We start from the raw sequence: 20007 nt of genomic DNA on the forward strand, positions 1-20007 counted from the left end.
CGCGGCCCGCCTGGTACCAGGACCTCACTGCGCCGTATCCTGGCCAGGTGGTCATCGTCTCGGTTGTGTTGTTCGTGCTCGCCCTCGTCGTCGGCGCTGTCGCAGTCGCGTCGCTGCTGGGTCGGCTCCCACGCAACCGTTTCGCCGGTGTCCGCACCGCCGAGGCCATGCGTGACGACGAGACGTTCACCCTCGCCAATCGCGTCGCCGGTCCCACCACCGCCGCATCGGCGCTGGTGCTGGCCATCGGCGCAGTGGCCGCTCTCGCACTGAGCGGCATCGCCGCCGTCGTCGCAGTCGTCGTCGCCCTCGTGGCCGCGCTGTTCATCGCCGCAGCCGGCGGATCCATCGGAGCCCGCGCAGCAGCGGCCGTTCCGCCACCCGCCGAGGCGGACGGATGCGGAAGCTCGTGCATCTCGTGCAGCCTCAAGGACGCCTGCCAGCCGAGCTGAGCAGATGAAGGCGAAGGCACTACGCACGTTCGACCCGGCCGGGGTCGTCTTCGGCGTTGTCGTCCCCCTTGCGGTAGCCGCGCTCGGACTCGTCCTGGCGTACCTGTGGCAAGGCCGTCTGCCCGAGGAGGTCGCCACTCACTTCAGCGGCACCGAACCGGACGACTTCTCCAACCCGCTCTCCAACGCCTGGACTCTCGCGATCGTGATCGTGCTGGTGGGCGGCGGGTGCAGTGCCGTCGCGTCGTTGGCTCGGGTGCTGCTGATCATGCGTCGCACGATGCTGATCATCGGGCTGACAGTCGTCGGGACGATCGGTGTTCTGCAGATCGCGACACTTGTTCGCGAACTGGACATGGCGACCGCGCAGAGCGTCACCATCCCCGGTTGGGCCATGGCGGTGGGGACCGTCGTCGGCTTCGCGGTCGGGCTGTTCGGCGCATCGAGGCTGCGCGACCACCGCGAACGCGTCGTGGCCACGTCGCCGCCGCACTCCGATCTCCCACGGTGCAGTCCCGAATTGCCCCTGGTGGTCCACGTCGGTGCCAGTCGCATCGCCGGCATCACCGTCGTGGCAGTGTCCCTGGCCGGGGCCGCTCTGACGTGCTACCTGTCCAGTTCACTGTGGCCGATCTTCCTGTTCGCCCCACTGACGATTCTGATTCTGTCGCTGCTGCGCTTCACCGTGCACATCGACAGCGACGGCCTCTTCGTCTCGAGCCTGGGCATGGCGGCCTTCGACTACGACATCGACGAGATCACCGGCGCATCGGTTCGGGCGGTCGATCCCTCGAAGGAGTTCGGCGGTTGGGGTCTGCGGGCCAAGGGACGCGGCAACTACGCCGTCGCCACCGACGCCGGCCCAGCAGCCTTTGTCACGTTCGCCAACGGAGACCGGCTCACCATCGGTTCTGCCGACGCGAAGAAGATCGCAGGCACGCTCAACACCTTGACCGCCCGCACTCGCAGCGCCACGGTGGATTAAGTTAGCCGAGTGAAGTTGTTGCGGGACACCGTGCTGGATCCTTTCCTGTTGGGCATCTTCGCGGTCGCAGCGCTGGCGAGCCTCTTCCCGGCCACCGGCACAGCGGAGGACGTACTGGGCTGGGTCACGCGCATCGCCATCGCACTGCTGTTCCTCATCTACGGCGCGCGGCTCTCGCCCCGCGACGCCTGGAACGGCGTCAAACACTGGCGGCTGCACTCGGTGATTCTGGCGTGCACGTACCTGCTGTTCCCAGCGCTCGGGCTCGCCCTGCGGATCCTCGTGCCCGGCGTGATCAGTGACGACCTCTACACCGGAATGCTGTTTCTCTGCCTGGTCCCCTCGACCGTGCAGTCCTCGATCGCCTTCACGTCCATCGCCCGCGGCAACGTCGCCGGTGCGGTGGTGAGCGCCTCGTTCTCCAACATCATCGGCGTGTTCGTCACCCCGCTGCTGGTGATCGCGCTGATGACCACGACCGGTTCCGTGACCATCGATCCCGGCTCGATCCTCGACATCGTGGTCCAACTGTTGCTCCCGTTCGCCGTCGGTCAGCTGATCCGGCCCTGGGTGACGGGGTGGCTCACCCGGCACAGCGCGCCGACGAAACTCGTCGACCGGGGTTCGATCCTGCTGGTCGTCTTCGCCGCATTCAGCGAATCGATGAACCAGAACGTGTGGTCCTCGGTGGCGGTGTGGCGCATCGGCGTCGTCGTGGCGGTGTCCGCTGCGTTGCTCGCGCTGGTGCTGACGCTCACCTGGTACGGAGGCAAGTGGTTGGGCTTCACCTTCGAAGATCGGGTGGTGCTGCTGTTCTGCGGATCCAAGAAGAGCCTGGCCAGCGGGCTACCGATGGCAGCGGTGCTGTTCGTCGGCCAACCCGTCGGACTGATCGTGCTGCCGCTGTTGATCTTCCACCAGATTCAGCTGATGGTGTGCACCGTGATCGCCCAGCATTTCGCGCGCCGACCGGAATCGGAACAGACCCCGGTGGGCAGCGCCGCGGACTAGATTGGGTGTCACTCGAGCCGATCACGGGAGTAGACGATGACCAGGAAAATCCATGCCGACGGTATCGTCTCTGCGGCCTACACCGGCCGGCTCGCCACCAATCCTGTACCCGCACTGAGACTTCCCGAGGATCAGCTCGATCCCGAAGCCGCCTACCGCTACATCCACGACGAACTGATGCTCGACGGCAGCTCGCGCCTGAACCTGGCGACGTTCGTCACCACGTGGATGGATCCACAGGCCGAAAGACTCATGGCGGAGACATTCGACAAGAACATGATCGACAAGGACGAGTATCCGTCCACCGCCGCCATCGAGGAACGTTGCGTCAACATCGTCGCCGATCTGTTCCACGCGCCCGGACTCGACCGGGAGGACCCGTCGTCGGCCACGGGCGTGTCGACCATCGGATCCAGTGAAGCCGTCATGCTGGCCGGATTGGCACTCAAGTGGCGCTGGCGGGCCGGGGGAGCGGGTACCGGCACCCCGAACCTGGTGCTGGGCAGCAATGTTCAGGTGGTGTGGGAGAAGTTCTGCCGCTACTTCGACGTGGAGCCCAAATACCTACCCGTCGAACGCGGACGCTACGTCATCACCCCGGAACAGGTTCGGGATGCATTGGACGAGAACACCATCGGCGTCGTCGCCATCCTCGGCACCACGTTCACCGGAGAACTCGAACCGGTACAGGAGATCTGCGCAGAACTCGACCGGATCGCATCGAGCGGCGGGCCCGACGTACCGGTACACGTCGACGCGGCCAGTGGCGGATTCGTCGTACCGTTCCTGTACCCGGAACTCGAATGGGATTTCCGACTACCTCGCGTCAAGTCCATCAACGCCAGCGGGCACAAGTACGGACTGACCTATCCGGGAATAGGATTCGCCGTCTGGCGAAGCAAGGAAGACCTCCCCGAGGACCTCGTCTTCCGAGTCAACTACCTCGGCGGAGACATGCCCACCTTCACGTTGAACTTCTCCCGGCCGGGCAACCAGGTGATCGGGCAGTACTACAACTTCCTGCGCCTCGGTCGATCCGGCTACACCGAGATCATGAAAGCATTGCGCGACACGGCCGTACGCGTGAGCCGACACCTCGACAAGCATCCCGACATCGAGGTGATCACCGACGGATCGGCCATCCCGGTGCTGTCGTTCATGCTGAAAGCAGACTGCGGTTTCACCGTCTTCGACGTCTCCCACGAACTACGTGCGCGCGGATGGCAGGTGCCGGCATACACGATGCCCGACAACGCAACCGACGTCGCCGTACTCAGAATCGTCGTCCGAGAAGGCTTCAGCGCGGACCTGGGCCGCATGCTGTGCATCGCCATCGACGACGTGATCGCCGGACTCAAAGCGGGCGGGCATTCCCAGGCTCGACCCTTCGCGCATTAGTGCCTGCGGCAGTGGTGCGGTTGAGTGCCCTGGGCGGCACTTGACCACACCACTGCGGCGCAGCCGCACTCAGTTTCGGTCGACGTCGATCGGATGAGATGCCAGCAACGCCAACGGCATCGGCTGGCGACGAAGTACATGCGCCCACAGGTCGATCCGCGGCGGGCCGATCACGTCGGATGCCAAGGCCGACACCACCATCCAGTCGTCGCGGTCGAGTTCGCCTTCGAGTTGGCCGAACGTCCAGCCCGAATATCCGGCGAAGATACGCACACCCTCGACGAATGGACTGATATCGGCAGGATCGGAATCGAGATCGACCAACACCACTCGGCCGTCGACGCGTCGCAGACCGGGAACGCCGTCGATCGACACGCCGGTCCGCAGCGTCGCCAGGCACAGGGCCGAATCGCGCTTGACCGGGCCACCGACGTACAGCGCCTGCGGCTTGGCTGCCAGCTCGGACCAGTTGGGCAGTACGTTCTGCACCGCGGTCTCACTGGGACGGTTGATCACGACACCGAGGCTGCCCGCGTCGTTGTGTTCGATGATGTAGATGACGGTGCGCCGAAACGTGGGCTCCACGAGTTCGATGGACGACACCAACAGACTGCCGGGACGGACATCGCGCAAGGCCGACGCCGTCTGGTCCTCGGGTTCCTCCGCATGCGCTGCCACGCTAGTCATTGTGGCACCGCGCACCCGCGGATGTGGCGCAAGCGATGCGGCCAGTCCTCGTGGGTCGTTCCGCAGGCTCCACTCCCGCCTCATGGGTCGTTCCGCCGGCTCCACTCCCGCCCTGCCCCTAATCGAGCCCCGCGATCTTCGTCAACAATCCCAACTGGTACTCGAACAAGTCGTCCCTGCTGGCGAAGGTCGTAGCACCGTACTGATCGAACACATCGAAGCTGATGGCCCCGAACAGCGACGCCCACACCATGACTCCCAGTGCTATCAGTCCGTCGGGCAGATCCATCTCCATCTCCGCACGGATGTCCTCGAAGCTTCCGTGCAGTGACGACAGCTCGGACGGATCGGCCTCGACGTCCGGCCGACGGATCTGCCACGCCGAGTGGAGGACGGCCACCAACGTGGTGATCACCCGGGTGCCCGGCCCGGTGGTCTGCTCCGCGGGCGCGTGATAGCCGGGCACCGGGCTGCCGAACAGCAACGCGTAGCGCGCCGGCTCCCGCAATCCCCATTTCCGAACCGTCCGGCCGAGAGTCAGAAACTTCTCCTTGGGTCCGTCTGCCGCGGCCACCGCTGCGTCGACGGTGTCGCCGAGCTCGGTGTATCCGTCGACGACCAGCAGGGTCAACAGTTCGTCGCGGCTGGCGACGTAGCGGTAGACGGCGGAGGACACGACCCCGAGGTCCCGCGCGACAGCGCGCAACGACAGGGCCGCCGCGCCGTCGGCGGCCAGGTGCTCGCGTCCGATGCGCGTGATGTCGGCCAGGGTCTGCGCGCGGGCTCGGGTGCGGGGAGTGCTCGCCATGGCACTCACAGTAACTGCCGCTCTTGTGAGAGAGCACTGCTCTTGCATTCTTCGAGATAGGGGTGCACACTCGACATACCAGAGAGCACCGCTCTCGTTTCCATCGAATGGAGCGATCATGACCGAACTTCACGTCGTCACCGGAGCCGGCCCCGTCGGCTGGACAGTCGCCGAACAGCTTGCTGCGCATGGTCATTCGGTGCGGGTCCTCACTCGATCCGGCAGCGGGCCCGAGCACCCGATGATCGAACGCCGCGCCGTCGACATCGAATCCGACGATCTTCGACCCCACCTGAGCGGTGCCACGGCCGTCTACCACTGCACCCACGTCGCATACGAGAACTCGGTGTGGCGGAACAAGCTCGTCGCCATGGAGAACCGCGTGCTCGACGCGGCCGCGGGCACCGTCGTCGCGTTCCCCGAAAGTCTGTACGCCTACGGCTGGGTCGAGGGCCCGATCAGCGAGGACTCGCCCCGAGACGCAACCTTCCGGAAATTGGGAGTACGTACCGAACTCCTCGCTGCGCGTGATGCGCACGCAACCCCCACCGTCAGCGTCGCCGCCTCGGATTTCTACGGACCACGCGTGATGACCTCCCACATGGGTGAGCGGGTGGTCGCGCCCATTCTGGCCGGCAAGCCGATCCGCGTCATCGCCTCCGCCGATCTGCCCCACTCGTTCACCTACGTCCCGGATCTGGCAGCCGCGATGATCGCGGCCGCGGCGTCGCCCGCGCTGTGGAACACCGTCCTGCATGCACCCACCGCTCCTGCGGTGTCGCAGCGGGCGATGATCGAGATGTTCTCGGCTGCAGCAGGACTCCCCACACCGAAGGTCGGCGTCATACCGGCCTGGGCACTGCGAGTGCTGAGTGCGGTGCCCGGCCCGATGAAGGAACTCGGCGACACGCTGTACCAGTTTCGCTACCCCTACGTCCTCGACTCGAGCCGCAGCGCGGCGATCCTCGGGCAGCAGCCCACTTCACTCGTCGACGGCGCGGCCGCAACGATGGCGTGGTGGGCCGCGACGCCCGCCGTCTCCGTGTGACGGTCGGGGGCTAAAGTCCCGTCGGTGAGCGACGCTTCCTTCCGTACCCGACTGCGCGAATCTCCGGGGGTCGGCAAGCTGACCACCGTTCGGTTCGCCGGTCAGTTCGGCGACGGGTTGTTCCAAGCCGCGCTCAGCGGTGCCATTCTGTTCAACCCGGAGCGCGCGACGAATCCGGCCGAGATCGCGGCCGGCTTCGCGGTGCTGCTCGTCCCGTATTCGCTGGTGGGGCCGTTCGCCGGAGCGCTGCTCGACCGCTGGGATCGCCGGTCGGTCCTGCTGTGGGCCAACATCGTTCGCATCGTCCTGATCGTCACCACCGCGGTGCTGCTGTGCGCCGGGGTGGACGCCACACCGTTGTTGCTGTTGGCCTTGGCCACCGTGGGGCTCAGTAGGTTCGTGCTCGCCGGGGCGTCGGCGTCGCTGCCCCACGTGGTTCGACAATCGTGGCTGGTGCCGATGAACTCGGTGCTGGCGACCGTCGGATCCGGTGTCGCCGCCGCAGGTGCGGGCCTCGCCGTCGCGGTGATCGGTGTCGTCGGCGCAGGGGATCTCGGCTCGGGGGTCGCCGTGGGTCTCGCCGCCACCGGATCGGTCGTCGGGGCGCTCGCCGCCGCGCGGTTCCGCCCGCGATCTCTCGGACCGGGCGTCGAGAGACGCACCGACAGTCCCCTGAAAGATGTTGCTGCAGGCTTGAAATCGGGCGCGCAGGCCGTCTGGCGCTCCGCCGGTGTCACCACCGCGATGCTCGGCATCGGCGCACACCGCATCGTGTTCGGCATCAACACCCTGATCATGGTGTTGATTTTTCGCGGGAGCGGACCCGGCAGCAGCGACCCAGGGATACAGCCTACGTCCAGCACGCTGCCCGGCGGCCTCGCCGGCTTCGGCATCGCGGTCGGTGCCACCGCGATCGGCATGTTCCTCGCCGCCCTGATCACTCCCTTCGCCGTTCCTCGGGTCGGGCGCACCCGGACGATCGCCGCCGCTCTTGTGCTCGCCATCGTGGCGCAGCTCGGTGCCGTCTCGGGCCTGACGCAGACCAGCGTGCTGATCGGAGCCTTCCTCCTCGGCATCGCCGGGCAGACCGTCAAACTCAGCGGTGACGCTGCCATGCAGATCGAGATCGACGACGCCCATCGTGGACGTGTCTTCGCGTTGCAGGACACCGTGTTCAACGTGGCGTTCGTCGCTGCCCTCGCTGCTGCGGCCTTCGCTGTCGGCCCCGACACCACCGATCTCAGCCAGGACCCCACCGCGCACATCCTGGTGTTCGTCGGGGCAGGTATCTACGCCCTCGGCTTGGCCGCAGCGGTACTCAACACCAGGCGCACACGCCGCTGACGGGACAACGTCTTCGGCTTCTCCAAGTTCCAGGTCTCGACGATGGTCCCGGCGGGGGAGTACGTCTACATGTTCGGCACCGTCAACGGACGCGTCGGACAGGTCGGGCTCGCGCGCGTCCCAAAGCGGACGTGCTGCACAAAACTGCCTACCAGTACTGGGTGGACTGCACCTGGGCTCCCGTCGGATCGAACGAGACCGCCCCCATCGCCGACGGTATGGCCGGGGAACTGTCGGTCCATCACGACGAGGCCCGTGGCCTCTGGCGGATGACGTATCTCGATCCGCTGCGCGGCGATATCGTTCTGCGCGAGTCGAATTCGCCGCAGGGTCAGTGGACTGCACCGACCACTCTGATCGACACCGCCGAATACCCCAAGACCTCCGGCGGCTGCATCCACCCCTGGTCGACGTCGAACGAGCTGTACTCCACCGTCTCGGAGTGGGACAGCTACAACGTTTACCTGGTCAAGGCCGAGCTTCGCTCGCCGTGAGTGGAAGTTCGTAGTGGGCTACGAAGTTCCGCGCACGTGCGCGGGACGCGCCTAGTGCGTGGGCCACCACTCGAGCAGCGCGGCCTCGGCGTCCTCGCGGGAAAGCGGTCCCCGATCGAGGCGCAGTTCTTTCAGGAACTTCCATGCCTTGCCCACGTCGGGTCCGGCCGGGATGCTCAGCAACTCCATGATCGCGTTGCCGTCGAGGTCGGGCCGCACCCGCGCCAGGTCCTCCTGCTCGGCGATACGGGCGATGCGTTCTTCCAGGTCGTCGTAGGTGGCCTGGAGCGCCGCAGCACGGCGCTTGTTCCTCGTGGTCGAGTCGGCTCGAACCAGCTTGTGCAGCTTGGGAAGTAGCTCGCCGGCATCGGTGGCGTAGCGGCGGACGGCAGAGTCGGTCCACTGGCCCTTGCCGTAACCGTGGAAACGCAGATGCAGAAACACCAGATGCGAGACGTCCTCGATCATCTTCTTGGAATACTTCAAGGCGCGCATGCGCTTTCGCACCAACTTGGCACCGACGACCTCGTGGTGATGGAAACTCACTCCACCGCCCGGCTCGTTTCGCTTGGTATCGGGCTTGCCGATGTCGTGCAGCAGTGCAGCCCAACGCAATACGAGGTCGGGATCGCCGTCCTCGAGATCGATCGCCTGCTTCAGCACCGTCAACGAGTGCGAGTACACGTCCTTGTGCTGGTGATGCTCGTCGATCTCGAGCTTCATGTCGGGAACCTCGGGAATGATGCGCTGCGCCAGACCCGTCTCGCACATCACGTCGATGCCGTCGATCGGGTGCGCGCCGAGTATCAGCTTGTCCAGCTCCACCTGGATTCGCTCGGCGGTGATGCGGTCGATCTGCTCCGCCATGTCCTCGATGGCTCGGTGCACCCGAGGCATCAGCGTGAATCCCAACTGGGAGACGAACCGCGCGGCCCGCAGCATCCGCAGTGGATCGTCTCCGAACGACACCTCCGGTGCCGAGGGGGTATCGAGAACGCCCTCGAGCAATGCGTCCATGCCGCCGAGCGGATCGACGAACTCCTGGGCGCCGTCGGCTCCGAGACGTACCGCCATGGCGTTGACGGTGAAATCGCGTCGAACGAGATCTTCTTCGAGGCTGTTGCCGTACTGCACCTCGGGATTGCGGGAGACCTGATCGTAGGAGTCGGTGCGATAGGTGGTGATCTCGATCGTCTGGCCGTCCTTGGCCGCACTGATGGTCCCGAACGCTATGCCGGTGTCCCACTGATGGTCCGCCCAGCCCGACAGCAATGCCTGAACGTCCTCGGGCCTGGCGTCGGTGGTGAAATCCAGATCGGTTCCGAGTCGACCGAGAACTGCGTCGCGCACCGTGCCACCGACAAGAAAGAGCTCGTGCCCCGCCGCCGCGAACAGTGCGCCCAGCGGAGTCAACACCGGAGCGAGTTCGCGCAGCGTCACAGCAGCTCCCGCCAGCAACCTCTCCCGGCGGGCATCGGTGTGCTCGGCGGAAACGGAGGACAGGGACTGATCGGCCACGGTGGAAGAGCCTACTTGCGCCGAGCCGATCGATTGTCCCGGCCTTCACCCCGCGGTGCGGCACGGCAGAAGAGTGCGCACAGGCAACTAGTATGGATCGGGTGTCTGCTGCCGAACGTGCGAACAGGAGCCGCCGCAACCCGCGGCGGCGTCAGGCACGCGCCGACACCGAAGCACCCAAGCTGCGGACCGTCCGCGAAACCTCGGCAGGCGGACTGGTGGTCGACGGCCTCGACGGGCCGCCCGCCAAGCGCTGCGCCGCCCTGATCGGCCGCACCGACCGCCGCGGACGCCTCCTCTGGTCCCTGCCCAAGGGCCACATCGAGCAGGGCGAAACGGCCGAGCAGACGGCCATGCGCGAGGTCGCCGAGGAAACCGGCATCCGCGGTACCGTCCTGGCCTCGCTGGGCAGCATCGACTACTGGTTCGTCACCGAGGGCCGACGCGTCCACAAGACCGTCCACCACTACCTGCTCCGATTCCTGGGCGGCGAACTCTCGGACGAGGACCTCGAAGTGACCGAGGTCGCGTGGGTTCCGCTGACCGAACTACCGTCTCGACTCGCCTACGCCGACGAACGCAAACTCGCCGCCATCGCCACCCGCCTGATCGACGACATGAGCAGCGGCAACTCGGGCGCACCCATCCCCGGCGGGAAGTGATCGTGCGGGCCCGGAAGGTCGCTGCCGCCGCATTGACCACGTTCGTTCTTGCGGTGGCACCGTCGGTCGGCACCGCGCTGGTCCCCGCGCATCTTCCTGACGCCGAAGCCCAACCCGACTCCTCCGTCGGCGACGCGAACGGGACCACCAGCGCCGTTCCGGACACTCCGATGACGCAGGCCGGCAACCCCTTTCTGACGCTGAGCATCGAGACCGTCGCCCCGTCGACCGTCACCACCAGCAGTGACCCGTTCGTGACAGTGCGGGCCACGGTGACCAACACCGGAGACCGCCGCGTCGACGACGTCAGCGTCCGGATGCAGGCCGCTGCCGCCGTCGACACCACGGCCGGACTGCGGACCTCACTGACTCTCGACCAGGACCGATTCGAGCGGGTCGGCGATTTCGTCACGGTCGCCGAATCGCTGGAGAAGGACGAGAGCCGCCAGTTCGACATGTCGATGCAGCTGCGCAGCACCACCGAACCCTCGCTGGGAATCGAGGCCCCTGGCGTCTACCCGCTCCTGCTCAATGTCAACGGCACCCCCGAATACGGCGGAACCGCACGACTCGACGACGCCCGTTTCCTGCTCCCGGTCGTCGGACTGCCCCGCAACCCCGGTGAGATGGACCCCACCGCTCCCGGCGCGATGCCGCTGCCCCCCAACACCCGTAACCCCGTCGCGATGACGGTCCTGTGGCCGCTGGCCGACATTCCTCGCCTCGCTGCCGGAATCCCCGGTTCCGTCGACGAGCGCGTTCGGCTGATCGACGACGAGCTCGCCGGCGAACTGGCCGGTGGTGGGCGACTCGACACGCTGCTCAAAGCCGTCGAATTCGCGACGCAACCCGGCCTGGATCCCGACGGCAGACTGGCGTCGAGCCTGTGTATCGGCCTGGACCCCGACCTGCTCGTCACCGTTTCGAACATGACCCGCGGCTACCTCGTCGTCGACAACCCGGCCGATCCCGCAGGCGCCACCCGCGAGGGCACCGGAAGCGCAGCCGCAACCCAATGGCTGTCCCGACTCGAAACGATCGCGTCGAGCACCTGCGTGACGGCGATGCCGTTCGCCCAGACCGATCTGGGGGCAGTGGCCGACATCGGCGATCCCACGTTGCTCAGCAGTGCAGTCAGCGCCCCGGCAGACATCGTCGACGGCATCCTCGGCACCACCTCGACGCGCGGCTTCACCTGGAGCACCACCGGTGGGGTCGACGCGAACACCGCCGACGCCCTGCGGGCGGCAGGCACCGGCACCGTGCTGGTCGCCGACAACAGCATCAGCCCGCCGACCTCTGCCGCCACCTCCCTGCTGGTGACGACCGACAGTGCACCGACCGGAACCGAGCAGACCCAACCGCTGGCCGCCACCCACTACGACGCCGCCACCGCTGCGGCACTGGCCGGCGTCGGAGAGATCCCGTCCACGCCTGCACTGACCCCATCCGAGCAGCGCTTCGACCTCGCCACCGACTCACGTACCGCGCGCCTGCAGGACGCGCTGGGGGCCGTGAACTTCCATGCGCTCGTCGGCACCGATCGGCCCGGGCGCACCGTCACCGTCGCGCCCCCGCAGTACTGGACCGCGGGCGGAGACGAGCCGTCGGCGATTCTGTCGACGGTGTCCTCGCTGCTGCGTTCCGGGCTGGCGACGCCGCGGCCACTGGCCGAGTTGCTTGCCGAGCCCACGTCCGGAACCCAGGTGAGCAGCATCGACGCAGCCACCGAACTCGATACCGGCACCATCGGCCTGGTGCGATCGCAGAGCGCGCGGGTCGACACCCTGATGCAATCGCTCGTCGAGGATCCTCAGTCCGAGCTGACCCCCCGCCTCTACACCGCCCCGCTGCGCGAGGACATGCTCCGCGCGTTGTCGACGGCGGGTCGTGCCAGCGCTGCCAGTGAAGAAACTGGCACCATGGCGCGCGACCGACTCACAGCCATCCGCATCGGACTGGACACCATCTACGGATCGGTGACCGTGCTGGCCCCGGGCGGCGTCTACACCCTCGCCTCGGAACAGAGCCCGCTGCTGCTCGTCGCCCGCAACGACCTTCCGGTCCCGGTGAACGTGCTGCTTCGAGTCGACGCGCCGCCGGAGATGACGATCAGTGACGTCGGCGTCACCCAACTTCCGGCCCGTGGATCACGGACCATCACCGTCCCGGCCGAGGTGGACGACACCCGCAATCTGTCCGTCGACTTCTCCGTCACGACGCTCGACGGCTCCCGGCTCGGTGAAGTGTCGACGGTGTCCGTGCGATCGAACGCATACGGCCAGGCACTCGCGATAATTACCGCCTGCGCCGGTGCTCTCCTACTGTTACTTGCAGGTCGACGCCTCTGGCACCGATTCAGAGGTCAACCCGACCCGGCCGACGAAGGGTACGAGAGACCATGACAGGCAACGTCCCGTACGACGGCGACCTGCCGCGGTCCCGCCTGCCCGCATCGCAGGTGTTCCGACGCACGACGCCACCGCGGGCCGCGCCCTGGGAACGGCAGTCGCCGCCGGAGCTGCGCTCGTACCCGGCACCGCCGTCGCTCGACGGTCAGCCGGCTGCCGACGACGCAGTCACCCAGCTCATCCCACGGTTCCGGGAAGAGGACTATCCGCAACAACCGTCGAACAGGGTTCCGCCGACGAACATCCCGCCGGGCGGAAAAGACCCGGCACCGCAGCCCGAGCCGAGGCCGCAGAAGTCACTGCTGGCCGCATCGGGTTCGATCGCGGTAGCGACCCTGGTCAGCCGCATCACCGGATTCGCCAAGCAGGTCGCCATGACGGCTACCCTCGGTGCGGGGCTGGCCAGTGCGTTCACCGTCTCGACGATTCTGCCGAACATGATCTCCGAGCTCGTCCTCGGCGCAGTGCTGGGAGCCATCGTCGTTCCGGTGTTGGTTCGAGCCGAGCAGGAGGACGCCGACGGCGGACGTGCATTCGTTCGACGCCTCTTCACCATCGCAGTGGCGCTGCTCGGAACCGTAGCCCTCGCGGCGACGGTCGCAGCCCCGCTGCTGGCGCGGCTGATGCTCGACGGCGATCCCAAGGTCAACGAGGACCTGACCATCGCGTTCACCTATCTGGTGCTGCCCGCGCTGATGTTCTACGGACTGTCCGGCCTGCTCACGGCGGTGCTCAACACCCGGCAGAACTTCAAGCCCGGGGCCTGGGCCCCGGTATTCAACAACCTGATCGTGCTCGGCGTCTTCGCGCTGTACCCGTTCGTCCCGGGCGAGATCACCGTGAACACGATCGAGATGAGCAACCCCAAAATCCTCGTTCTCGGCCTCGGCGTCACCGTCGGTGTCATCACCCAGGTCGTTGCTCTGATCCCGGCCCTGCGCCGCGAACGCATCGATCTGCGCCCGCTCTGGGGATTCGACGAGCGACTCAAGAAGTTCGGCACGATGGCCGCGGCCATCGTGCTTTACGTCGTCGTCAGCCAGGTCGGCCTGGTCGTCGCCACCAGGATCGCGTCGGGCACCGACGATGCGAGCAACGTGATCTACTCGCAGGCCTGGATCGTGCTGCAGCTGCCCTACGGCATCCTCGGCGTGACGGTACTGACGGCCATCATGCCCAGACTCAGCCGCAACGCCGCCAACGGTGACACCCCGTCCGTCGTCGACGATCTCTCGGTCGCCACGCGGCTGACGATGGTCGCGCTGGTGCCGATCGTCGTGTTCCTGACATTCGCGGGACCGTGGGTGGGCGAGGCGCTGTACGGCTTCGGCCGGTTCGCCGATGTCGCACCCCGACTCGGCGAGGCCGTGAGCTGGTCGGCCTTCTCCCTCATCCCGTACGCCCTCGTCCTGATCCACCTGCGGGTCTTCTACGCCCGCGAGAAGGCGTGGACGCCGACGTGGATCATCCTCGGCATCACCGCCGTCAAGATCGGGCTGTCTCTGCTCGCCCCGGTCATCGCGTCCGAGCCGGATCAGGTGGTGCTGCTCCTCGGGACGGCCACCGGTCTCGGGTACACCGTCGGCGCGATCATCGGCGGATACCTGCTGCACAAGAGCCTGGGCAACCTGCGGATGGCGAACGTCGGCAAGACGATCTGGCTGGTCCTCATCGCCTCGCTGGCCGGTGGCGCTGCCATGCTCGCGATCGATCGGATCCTGGGTCTCGACGCCATGATGAACGGCTGGGTCGGCAACTTCGCCCGCGTCGCGATCGACGCCGTCATCATGCTCGGCATCACCTTCTCGATCCTCTGGTTCGGCAAGATTCCCGAAGTCCTGGCAGTCACCGTGGCCCTGAGCCGGGTGGTTCGGAAATTCCGCGGTACAGCCGATCGGACGGACGCCGATCCGGCCGCCGCAGAAACCAGCGTGATTCCGGTTATTCGATCCGAGCCCACATGGGACACTGCGCGGGATCGGCTCCCGTACCCTGGTCATCGGCACCCGGGGGCAGAAGCCAACGCAGGTCGACCTTTTGCAGAACAACACGGGGCATATTCGCCTGAAGGAGTGACAGTGACCGACGACGATGTTGCTGGGGGGCCGGCACAATCTCCAGCAAGCGAAGCCGACCGAACGAGCGGCGGCGTCGAGGTCGACACCCAGGACCGCACCGAGCCCGTGAAGGCCGAGGCTGCGTCTTCCTCCAAGACCCCGAAACCCGCCGAGTCACCGGCGAAGACTGCCGCTGAATCGAAGGCACCGGCCGAATCGAAGGCACCGAGCGCGGCCGCGACTCCCGAGCAGGACGTCGAGGAGCCCGCCGACGAGGCGACTCCCGTCGAGCCCGCTGTCGACGAGTCTGCCGTCAGCAAGCCTGCCGCCGACAAGCCTGCTCCGAAGCCGGTCGACAAGACCGTCTCCATCTCCAAGGCCGCTCTCGCAGCGCGTCCGACCGACAAGACCATCTCGATCTCCAAGGCCGATCTCCCGATCGAGACCCCGAGCGAGAAGAAGTCGACGCAGGAGTCGACGCCCGCGCCGGATGCGGATTCCGAGAAGGCCGCAGCGGCACCGGTTACACCCGGTACTGCCGCTTCGACCACCACGGACGAGGTCGTCACTGCATCGGCCCCGGCGAGCGCTCCCGAGCGCACGCTCCGTGGCCCGACGCTCATTCCCGGTGCCTCCGTTGCCGGTGGACGGTACCGACTGCTGGCACCGCACGGCGGCGCGCGTGGACTCAAGTTCTGGCAGGCCCACGACGTCAAGCTCGATCGCGAGGTCGCATTGACGTTCGTCGACGCCGATCAGCAATCCACCGCCTCGACCGACGACCGCACGCAGGGACCGCAGGCGATTCTCTCGCGCACGCTGCGCCTGGGTCGGATCAATTCGCCCGGCCTCGCCCGCGTGCTCGACGTGGTGCGTGGCAGCTCCGGCGGCATCGTCGTCGCGGAATGGACTCCGGGCCGGTCACTGCGCGAAATGGCCGACACCGTGCCTGCGCCCACCGGCGCCGCGCGCGCGATCAAGGTCCTGGCCGCAGCGGCCGAGGCAGCACACCGCAGCGGAGGTGCCCTGTCGATCGATCACCCCGATCGCGTGCGCATCAGCTCCAGCGGCAATGCCGTCCTCGCCTTCCCCGCGACACTGGCCGACGCCGATCCGAGTTCGGATGTCCGCGGACTCGGCGCGATGCTCTACGCCCTGATCACCGCCAGGTGGCCGCTGTCCGACACCACCGGCGGTGCCGTCGTATCCGGTGACGGCGCTCCCGCACGCAGCGTCGGTGGCATGCGCCCGGCCGATCGTGACGACAAGGGTGCCCCGCTCGAGCCGAGGCAGGTCCGTCCGGACGTTCCGTTCGAGATCTCCGCCGTCGCAGTGCGGGCACTGGAACAGAACAGCGGAATCCGCACCGCTGCCACCGTGCAGCACGTCCTCGATCAAGCAGCAGTGGTCAACGACAAGACGGATCTGATGCCGGCGCTGCGACTGGGCCAGCGAGCGCCCGGTGCCAGTGGGCACTCGCTCGCCGATCCCGAGGAGATCGCCGCCGAGAAGGCCAAGTCGATGCGCACCAACATCGCCATCGCGGTACTCGGTGCATTGACGGTCGTCGTGCTCGCATTCGCAGGCTTCTGGCTGTTCACCTCGATTGCAGGCGACAACACCGAGACTCCGCTCGACACCCAGGACTTCGGTCTCACCACTCCGGCTACGCCACCACCGGCGGGCGATGCGCCTGCTGCGCCCCCGGCCGAGACCGGTGGACAGGTAGCGATGAACGACGTCAGCGTGTTCTCACCCCAGGGTTCCGCCGACAACCCGAGTACCGCCTCCAACGTGATCGACAACGATCCCAGCACCGAGTGGACGACCGACTCGTACTTCCAGCAGTTCCCGGCCCTCAAGAACGGCGTCGGGCTGCTCGTGTCCATTCCGTCCTCGACACTGCAGAACGCATGGATCGAATCGACGTCTCCGGGAACCGTCGTCGAGATCCGGTCGGCCCCGAACGACTCACCCAGCCTGAGCGACACCACTCTGCTCGGTGAAGCCACGCTGCAGAACGGCCGAACCGACATCGCCCTCAGCGACACAGAGCCGACCGGGAACGTGCTCGTCTGGATCACCACGCTCGGTGAACAGGGCGGCCGCATTGCCACCTCGATCTCCGGGATCGGTTTCGACTCCTGAATCAGGCATTCGGTAACCAATAAGGGCTCGTTTCGTACTTCGTGGTCTCGATGGCCTAGGCTCCCCCCAATGCGTTAACACGGGGGGAGCCGTTTTCGTATGACCGAACGTTTCGATTCGGCGCCAGGGGAGCGCACGGATGCGGAGCTTCTGGCTGCCCATGCGGCCGGGGAGCCGAACGCCTTCGCCACGCTGATCTACCGACACCACGAACATCTGTGGCTGACGGCTCGACGCACCAGCTACACGCCCGAGGACGCCTCCGACGCTCTGCAGGAGGCGCTGCTCTCCGCCCATCGCACGGCCGGGTCGTTTCGCGCCGACGCCGCAGTCCGAAGCTGGTTGCACAAAATAGTCGTCAATGCCTGCCTCGACCGCATCCGCAGAAACAAAGCACGTCCCTCGGTTCCGTTGAGCGAGAACGAAAGTCACGAGCCCGTTTCGCCCAGGGACCGGATTTCCGAGACGGAGACGAGCATTCTCGTTCGGCAGGCTCTGATGACGTTGCCACCCGACCAACGCGCAGCCGTCGTCATCGTGGACATGGAGGGCTACTCGGTGGCCGACGCTGCCGCCTTGCTCGGCGTTCCCACCGGTACCGTCAAGAGTCGATGCGCCCGCGGTCGACTCAAGCTCTCGACTCAGCTCGCGTACCTGAAAGATGCAGGGAACCGAATCTGACCCCCTCGCGTCTATACCGTGTGAGAGGGAAAGCAGACTCGGCGAAGGGAGGCAGGAACGTGCCGTCGAGCACCGACGCTCTACAAGCCCCGTTCTCGCCGGAACTGCTCGCCGATCTGCATGCGGATGCACTTCCCGAGGACGTCAGTAGACGACTGTGGCCACTGGTTCGTCTCGACGAGGATTCGATGCGGATACTCGCCGGTCTCGACGCAGTCTCGGCTCGACTGCACGAGATGGGCGAGGATCCCACCGGGACGTTGTCCATTCCGCCCGACGTCGCCCGGCAGATCGATCGCACGATCCACACGGTCGAGCAATCGGCGTCCCCGGTGGGCGTCGTCGTTCCACTCCGTCCGCGAAGACGGCATATCGTTCTCGGAACTGCTGCTGCCGCAGTATTTCTGGTGACCGGATCGGTTGCTGTCGCCGCAGTCCTGTACACCCCGGACGAACCCGAGTCGATCGCTGCCGACCCGTCGCAGGCTCCGGATACGTCTCTGGTGCTCGATTCCGTCGACCTCGACTCCGGTTTCGCGTTCAGCATCATCGGCAAGCGCGATCCCGGAGCATTGGCCGATCCGGCCGACCTCGCTGCCTGTCTGCAGTCCAACGATGTGGATCCGGCCACCACCGTTCTCGGATCCAGTCGAGTGCGCGTCGACGGTCGAGACGGAACCCTGCTCGTCCTCGCCGGAGCACAGCCCTCACAGTTCATTGCCCTCGCGGTGGGCAACGACTGCGGCACCGCCAACCCCGACGTGCTGACGCGTCGCGATATCGGCTGACAGATCTCTCACCGGGGAACAACTGCCTCTAGGGTGGTGTTGACCAGATGTACGTCGACCGGCGTGTGCTGTGCGCACTCGGATCTCGACGGTAAGTTCACGCCGCACAAGATCGGAAGGTCTGCATTGAGTACCCCCAAGGTTCACGATCTCATCATCGTCGGCTCGGGACCGGCCGGTTACACCGCCGGCGTCTACGCCGCACGGGCGGAACTGGAACCCATCCTGTTCGAGGGAACGCAGTTCGGTGGTGCGCTGATGACCACGACCGAGGTCGAGAATTTTCCCGGGTTCCGCGAGGGCATCATGGGCCCCGATCTGATGGAACAGATGCGTGAACAAGCGAAGCGATTCGGTGCCGACATCCGAACCGAGGACGTCGAGGAGCTCGACCTGACGGGCCCGATCAAGACGGTCTCTGCCGGCGGCGAGACCTACCGGGCTCGCGCGATCATCCTCGCCATGGGCGCAGCAGCTCGCTACCTGTCCATCCCGGGTGAGGAGAAGCTGCTCGGCCGCGGCGTCAGCGCCTGTGCCACCTGTGACGGCTTCTTCTTCCGCGATCAGGACATCGCCGTCATCGGTGGTGGCGACTCGGCCATGGAGGAAGCGACCTTCCTCACTCGCTTCGCACGCAGTGTCACGATCGTGCACCGCCGCAGCGAGTTCCGGGCGTCGCGCATCATGCTCGAACGCGCCAAGAACAACGACAAGATTCGCTTCCTCACCGATACCAAGGTGCTCGAGGTCCTCGGCGACAGCAGCGTCACCGGACTGTCGCTCGAGCACGCCGAAACGGGCGAGAAGACCACCCTGGACGTGACCGGCATGTTCGTGGCGATCGGCCACGATCCCCGCAACGAGCTGGTCAAGGGTCAGGTCGAGCTCGACGACGCCGGCTACGTCACGGTCGCGTCGCCGTCCTCGGCCACCTCCGTCGAAGGCGTGTTCGCTGCCGGAGACCTCGTCGACCACGTTTACCAGCAGGCCATCACCGCTGCGGGTACGGGCTGTACCGCGTCGATCGACGCCGAGCGTTGGTTGGCAGAGCAAGGCGATATCACCACCAACACGCTCGAACACGCCGACCAACCGGTCGACGCCGTCAACGCCTGACAGGCACCGAGCTTCCAACATCGAGGAGATAGAAAATGTCCGACGACAAGAGCACTGTCACCATCACCGACGCGTCGTTCGTCGACGATGTGCTGACCAGTGAGAAGCCCGTTCTGGTCGACTTCTGGGCCACCTGGTGCGGCCCGTGCAAGATGGTCGCCCCGGTTCTCGAGGAGATCGCGGCCGAGCACAAGGACAAGCTCACCATCGCCAAGCTCGACATCGACGCCAACCCGCAGGCTGCTCGCGACTTCAAGGTCATGTCGATTCCGACCCTGATCCTCTTCCAGGGCGGCAAGCCGGTCAAGCAAATTGTGGGCGCAAAGGGCAAGGCCGCGCTGCTCAAGGACCTCGAAGGCGTTATCTGACTCACCTGCACACAGTGTGGATTGCAGCGGA

General features: G+C 66.3%; 16 protein-coding genes and 1 pseudogene. 14 read left to right on the top strand and 3 right to left on the bottom strand.

What is annotated here, in order from left to right:
* The first annotated feature begins 47 nt into the window (after positions 1-47).
* The 4 genes from R4P57_RS05550 to R4P57_RS05565 are packed head-to-tail and all read left to right on the top strand — an operon-like array spanning position 48 to position 3846.
* A complete protein-coding gene (locus tag R4P57_RS05550; RefSeq protein ID WP_317802307.1) occupies positions 48-452 on the top strand; it encodes an SdpI family protein in 405 nt (134 codons plus the stop codon).
* 4 nt (positions 453-456) lie between these two features.
* Complete coding sequence (locus R4P57_RS05555) at positions 457-1437, top strand: DUF1648 domain-containing protein (protein ID WP_317801865.1); 981 nt, start codon at positions 457-459, stop codon at positions 1435-1437.
* A 9-nt stretch (positions 1438-1446) separates the two neighbouring features.
* On the top strand, positions 1447-2448 hold the full coding sequence (locus tag R4P57_RS05560) for a bile acid:sodium symporter family protein (RefSeq protein ID WP_317801866.1): 1002 nt from the start codon (positions 1447-1449) through the stop codon (positions 2446-2448).
* A 36-nt stretch (positions 2449-2484) separates the two neighbouring features.
* Entirely contained in the window at positions 2485-3846 is a 1362-nt protein-coding gene (locus R4P57_RS05565) for a glutamate decarboxylase (RefSeq protein WP_317801867.1), read from the top strand.
* A gap of 69 nt (positions 3847-3915) precedes the next feature.
* On the opposite strand, the gene R4P57_RS05570 is transcribed toward R4P57_RS05565, so the two are convergent.
* Positions 3916-4533 carry a YqgE/AlgH family protein gene (locus tag R4P57_RS05570; protein ID WP_317801868.1) on the bottom strand — a complete coding sequence of 206 codons (618 nt, stop codon included), beginning with the start codon at positions 4531-4533 and terminating at the stop codon, positions 3916-3918.
* A gap of 118 nt (positions 4534-4651) precedes the next feature.
* On the bottom strand, positions 4652-5341 hold the full coding sequence (locus tag R4P57_RS05575) for a TetR/AcrR family transcriptional regulator (RefSeq protein WP_317801869.1): 690 nt from the start codon (positions 5339-5341) through the stop codon (positions 4652-4654).
* Between the two features lie 118 nt (positions 5342-5459).
* On the opposite strand from R4P57_RS05575, the gene R4P57_RS05580 reads away from it, so the two are divergent.
* From R4P57_RS05580 to R4P57_RS05590, 3 genes and pseudogenes are all read left to right on the top strand, one after another.
* On the top strand, positions 5460-6389 hold the full coding sequence (locus tag R4P57_RS05580; RefSeq protein WP_317801870.1) for an NAD-dependent epimerase/dehydratase family protein: 930 nt from the start codon (positions 5460-5462) through the stop codon (positions 6387-6389).
* A 24-nt stretch (positions 6390-6413) separates the two neighbouring features.
* Positions 6414-7733 carry an MFS transporter gene (locus tag R4P57_RS05585; RefSeq protein WP_317801871.1) on the top strand — a complete coding sequence of 440 codons (1320 nt, stop codon included), beginning with the start codon at positions 6414-6416 and terminating at the stop codon, positions 7731-7733.
* A gap of 3 nt (positions 7734-7736) precedes the next feature.
* Positions 7737-8227, top strand: a pseudogene (locus tag R4P57_RS05590) (DUF4185 domain-containing protein); the annotation flags it as partial.
* 51 nt (positions 8228-8278) lie between these two features.
* Here the strand turns inward: R4P57_RS05590 and R4P57_RS05595 are convergent.
* Positions 8279-9745, bottom strand: coding sequence for a CCA tRNA nucleotidyltransferase (locus tag R4P57_RS05595; RefSeq protein WP_317801872.1), 1467 nt, complete (start codon positions 9743-9745; stop codon positions 8279-8281).
* Between the two features lie 101 nt (positions 9746-9846).
* Here R4P57_RS05595 and R4P57_RS05600 point away from each other — a divergent pair, with 101 nt between their 5' ends.
* From R4P57_RS05600 to trxA, 7 genes are all read left to right on the top strand, one after another.
* Positions 9847-10407: an NUDIX hydrolase gene (locus R4P57_RS05600; RefSeq protein WP_032396972.1), complete on the top strand. Its 561-nt coding sequence runs from the start codon at positions 9847-9849 to the stop codon at positions 10405-10407.
* 2 nt (positions 10408-10409) lie between these two features.
* Entirely contained in the window at positions 10410-12812 is a 2403-nt protein-coding gene (locus tag R4P57_RS05605; RefSeq protein ID WP_411742308.1) for a glycoprotein, read from the top strand.
* Entirely contained in the window at positions 12809-17023 is a 4215-nt protein-coding gene (locus tag R4P57_RS05610) for a lipid II flippase MurJ (RefSeq protein WP_317801874.1), read from the top strand. The genes R4P57_RS05605 and R4P57_RS05610 overlap by 4 nt, the downstream gene beginning before the upstream one ends.
* Positions 17024-17122: 99 nt before the next feature.
* The gene (gene sigM / locus R4P57_RS05615) at positions 17123-17704 is read left to right on the top strand and encodes an RNA polymerase sigma factor SigM (RefSeq protein WP_037195284.1); all 582 of its coding nucleotides are present in this window, start codon (positions 17123-17125) and stop codon (positions 17702-17704) included.
* Positions 17705-17763: 59 nt separating this feature from the next.
* A complete protein-coding gene (locus tag R4P57_RS05620; protein ID WP_317801875.1) occupies positions 17764-18492 on the top strand; it encodes a hypothetical protein in 729 nt (242 codons plus the stop codon).
* Between the two features lie 126 nt (positions 18493-18618).
* Positions 18619-19608, top strand: a complete 990-nt coding sequence (gene trxB / locus R4P57_RS05625) for a thioredoxin-disulfide reductase (RefSeq protein ID WP_317801876.1) — start codon at positions 18619-18621, stop codon at positions 19606-19608.
* Positions 19609-19643: 35 nt separating this feature from the next.
* On the top strand, positions 19644-19976 hold the full coding sequence (trxA, locus tag R4P57_RS05630; protein ID WP_008711582.1) for a thioredoxin: 333 nt from the start codon (positions 19644-19646) through the stop codon (positions 19974-19976).
* Positions 19977-20007 lie beyond the last annotated feature (31 nt).

Source organism: Rhodococcus sp. IEGM 1330, assembly GCF_033142445.1.
Taxonomy (GTDB): Bacteria; Actinomycetota; Actinomycetes; order Mycobacteriales; family Mycobacteriaceae; genus Rhodococcoides.

Excerpts from the sequence above, each read along its gene's own strand:
- R4P57_RS05555 (WP_317801865.1), top strand. The coding sequence starts at position 457 with ATGAAGGCGAAGGCACTACGCACGTTCGACCCGGCCGGGGTCGTCTTC.
- R4P57_RS05565 (WP_317801867.1), top strand. The coding sequence starts at position 2,485 with ATGACCAGGAAAATCCATGCCGACGGTATCGTCTCTGCGGCCTACACC.
- R4P57_RS05570 (WP_317801868.1), bottom strand. The coding sequence starts at position 4,533 with ATGACTAGCGTGGCAGCGCATGCGGAGGAACCCGAGGACCAGACGGCG.
- R4P57_RS05575 (WP_317801869.1), bottom strand. The coding sequence starts at position 5,341 with ATGGCGAGCACTCCCCGCACCCGAGCCCGCGCGCAGACCCTGGCCGAC.
- R4P57_RS05580 (WP_317801870.1), top strand. The coding sequence starts at position 5,460 with ATGACCGAACTTCACGTCGTCACCGGAGCCGGCCCCGTCGGCTGGACA.
- R4P57_RS05610 (WP_317801874.1), top strand. The coding sequence starts at position 12,809 with ATGACAGGCAACGTCCCGTACGACGGCGACCTGCCGCGGTCCCGCCTG.
- sigM (WP_037195284.1), top strand. The coding sequence starts at position 17,123 with ATGACCGAACGTTTCGATTCGGCGCCAGGGGAGCGCACGGATGCGGAG.
- trxA (WP_008711582.1), top strand. The coding sequence starts at position 19,644 with ATGTCCGACGACAAGAGCACTGTCACCATCACCGACGCGTCGTTCGTC.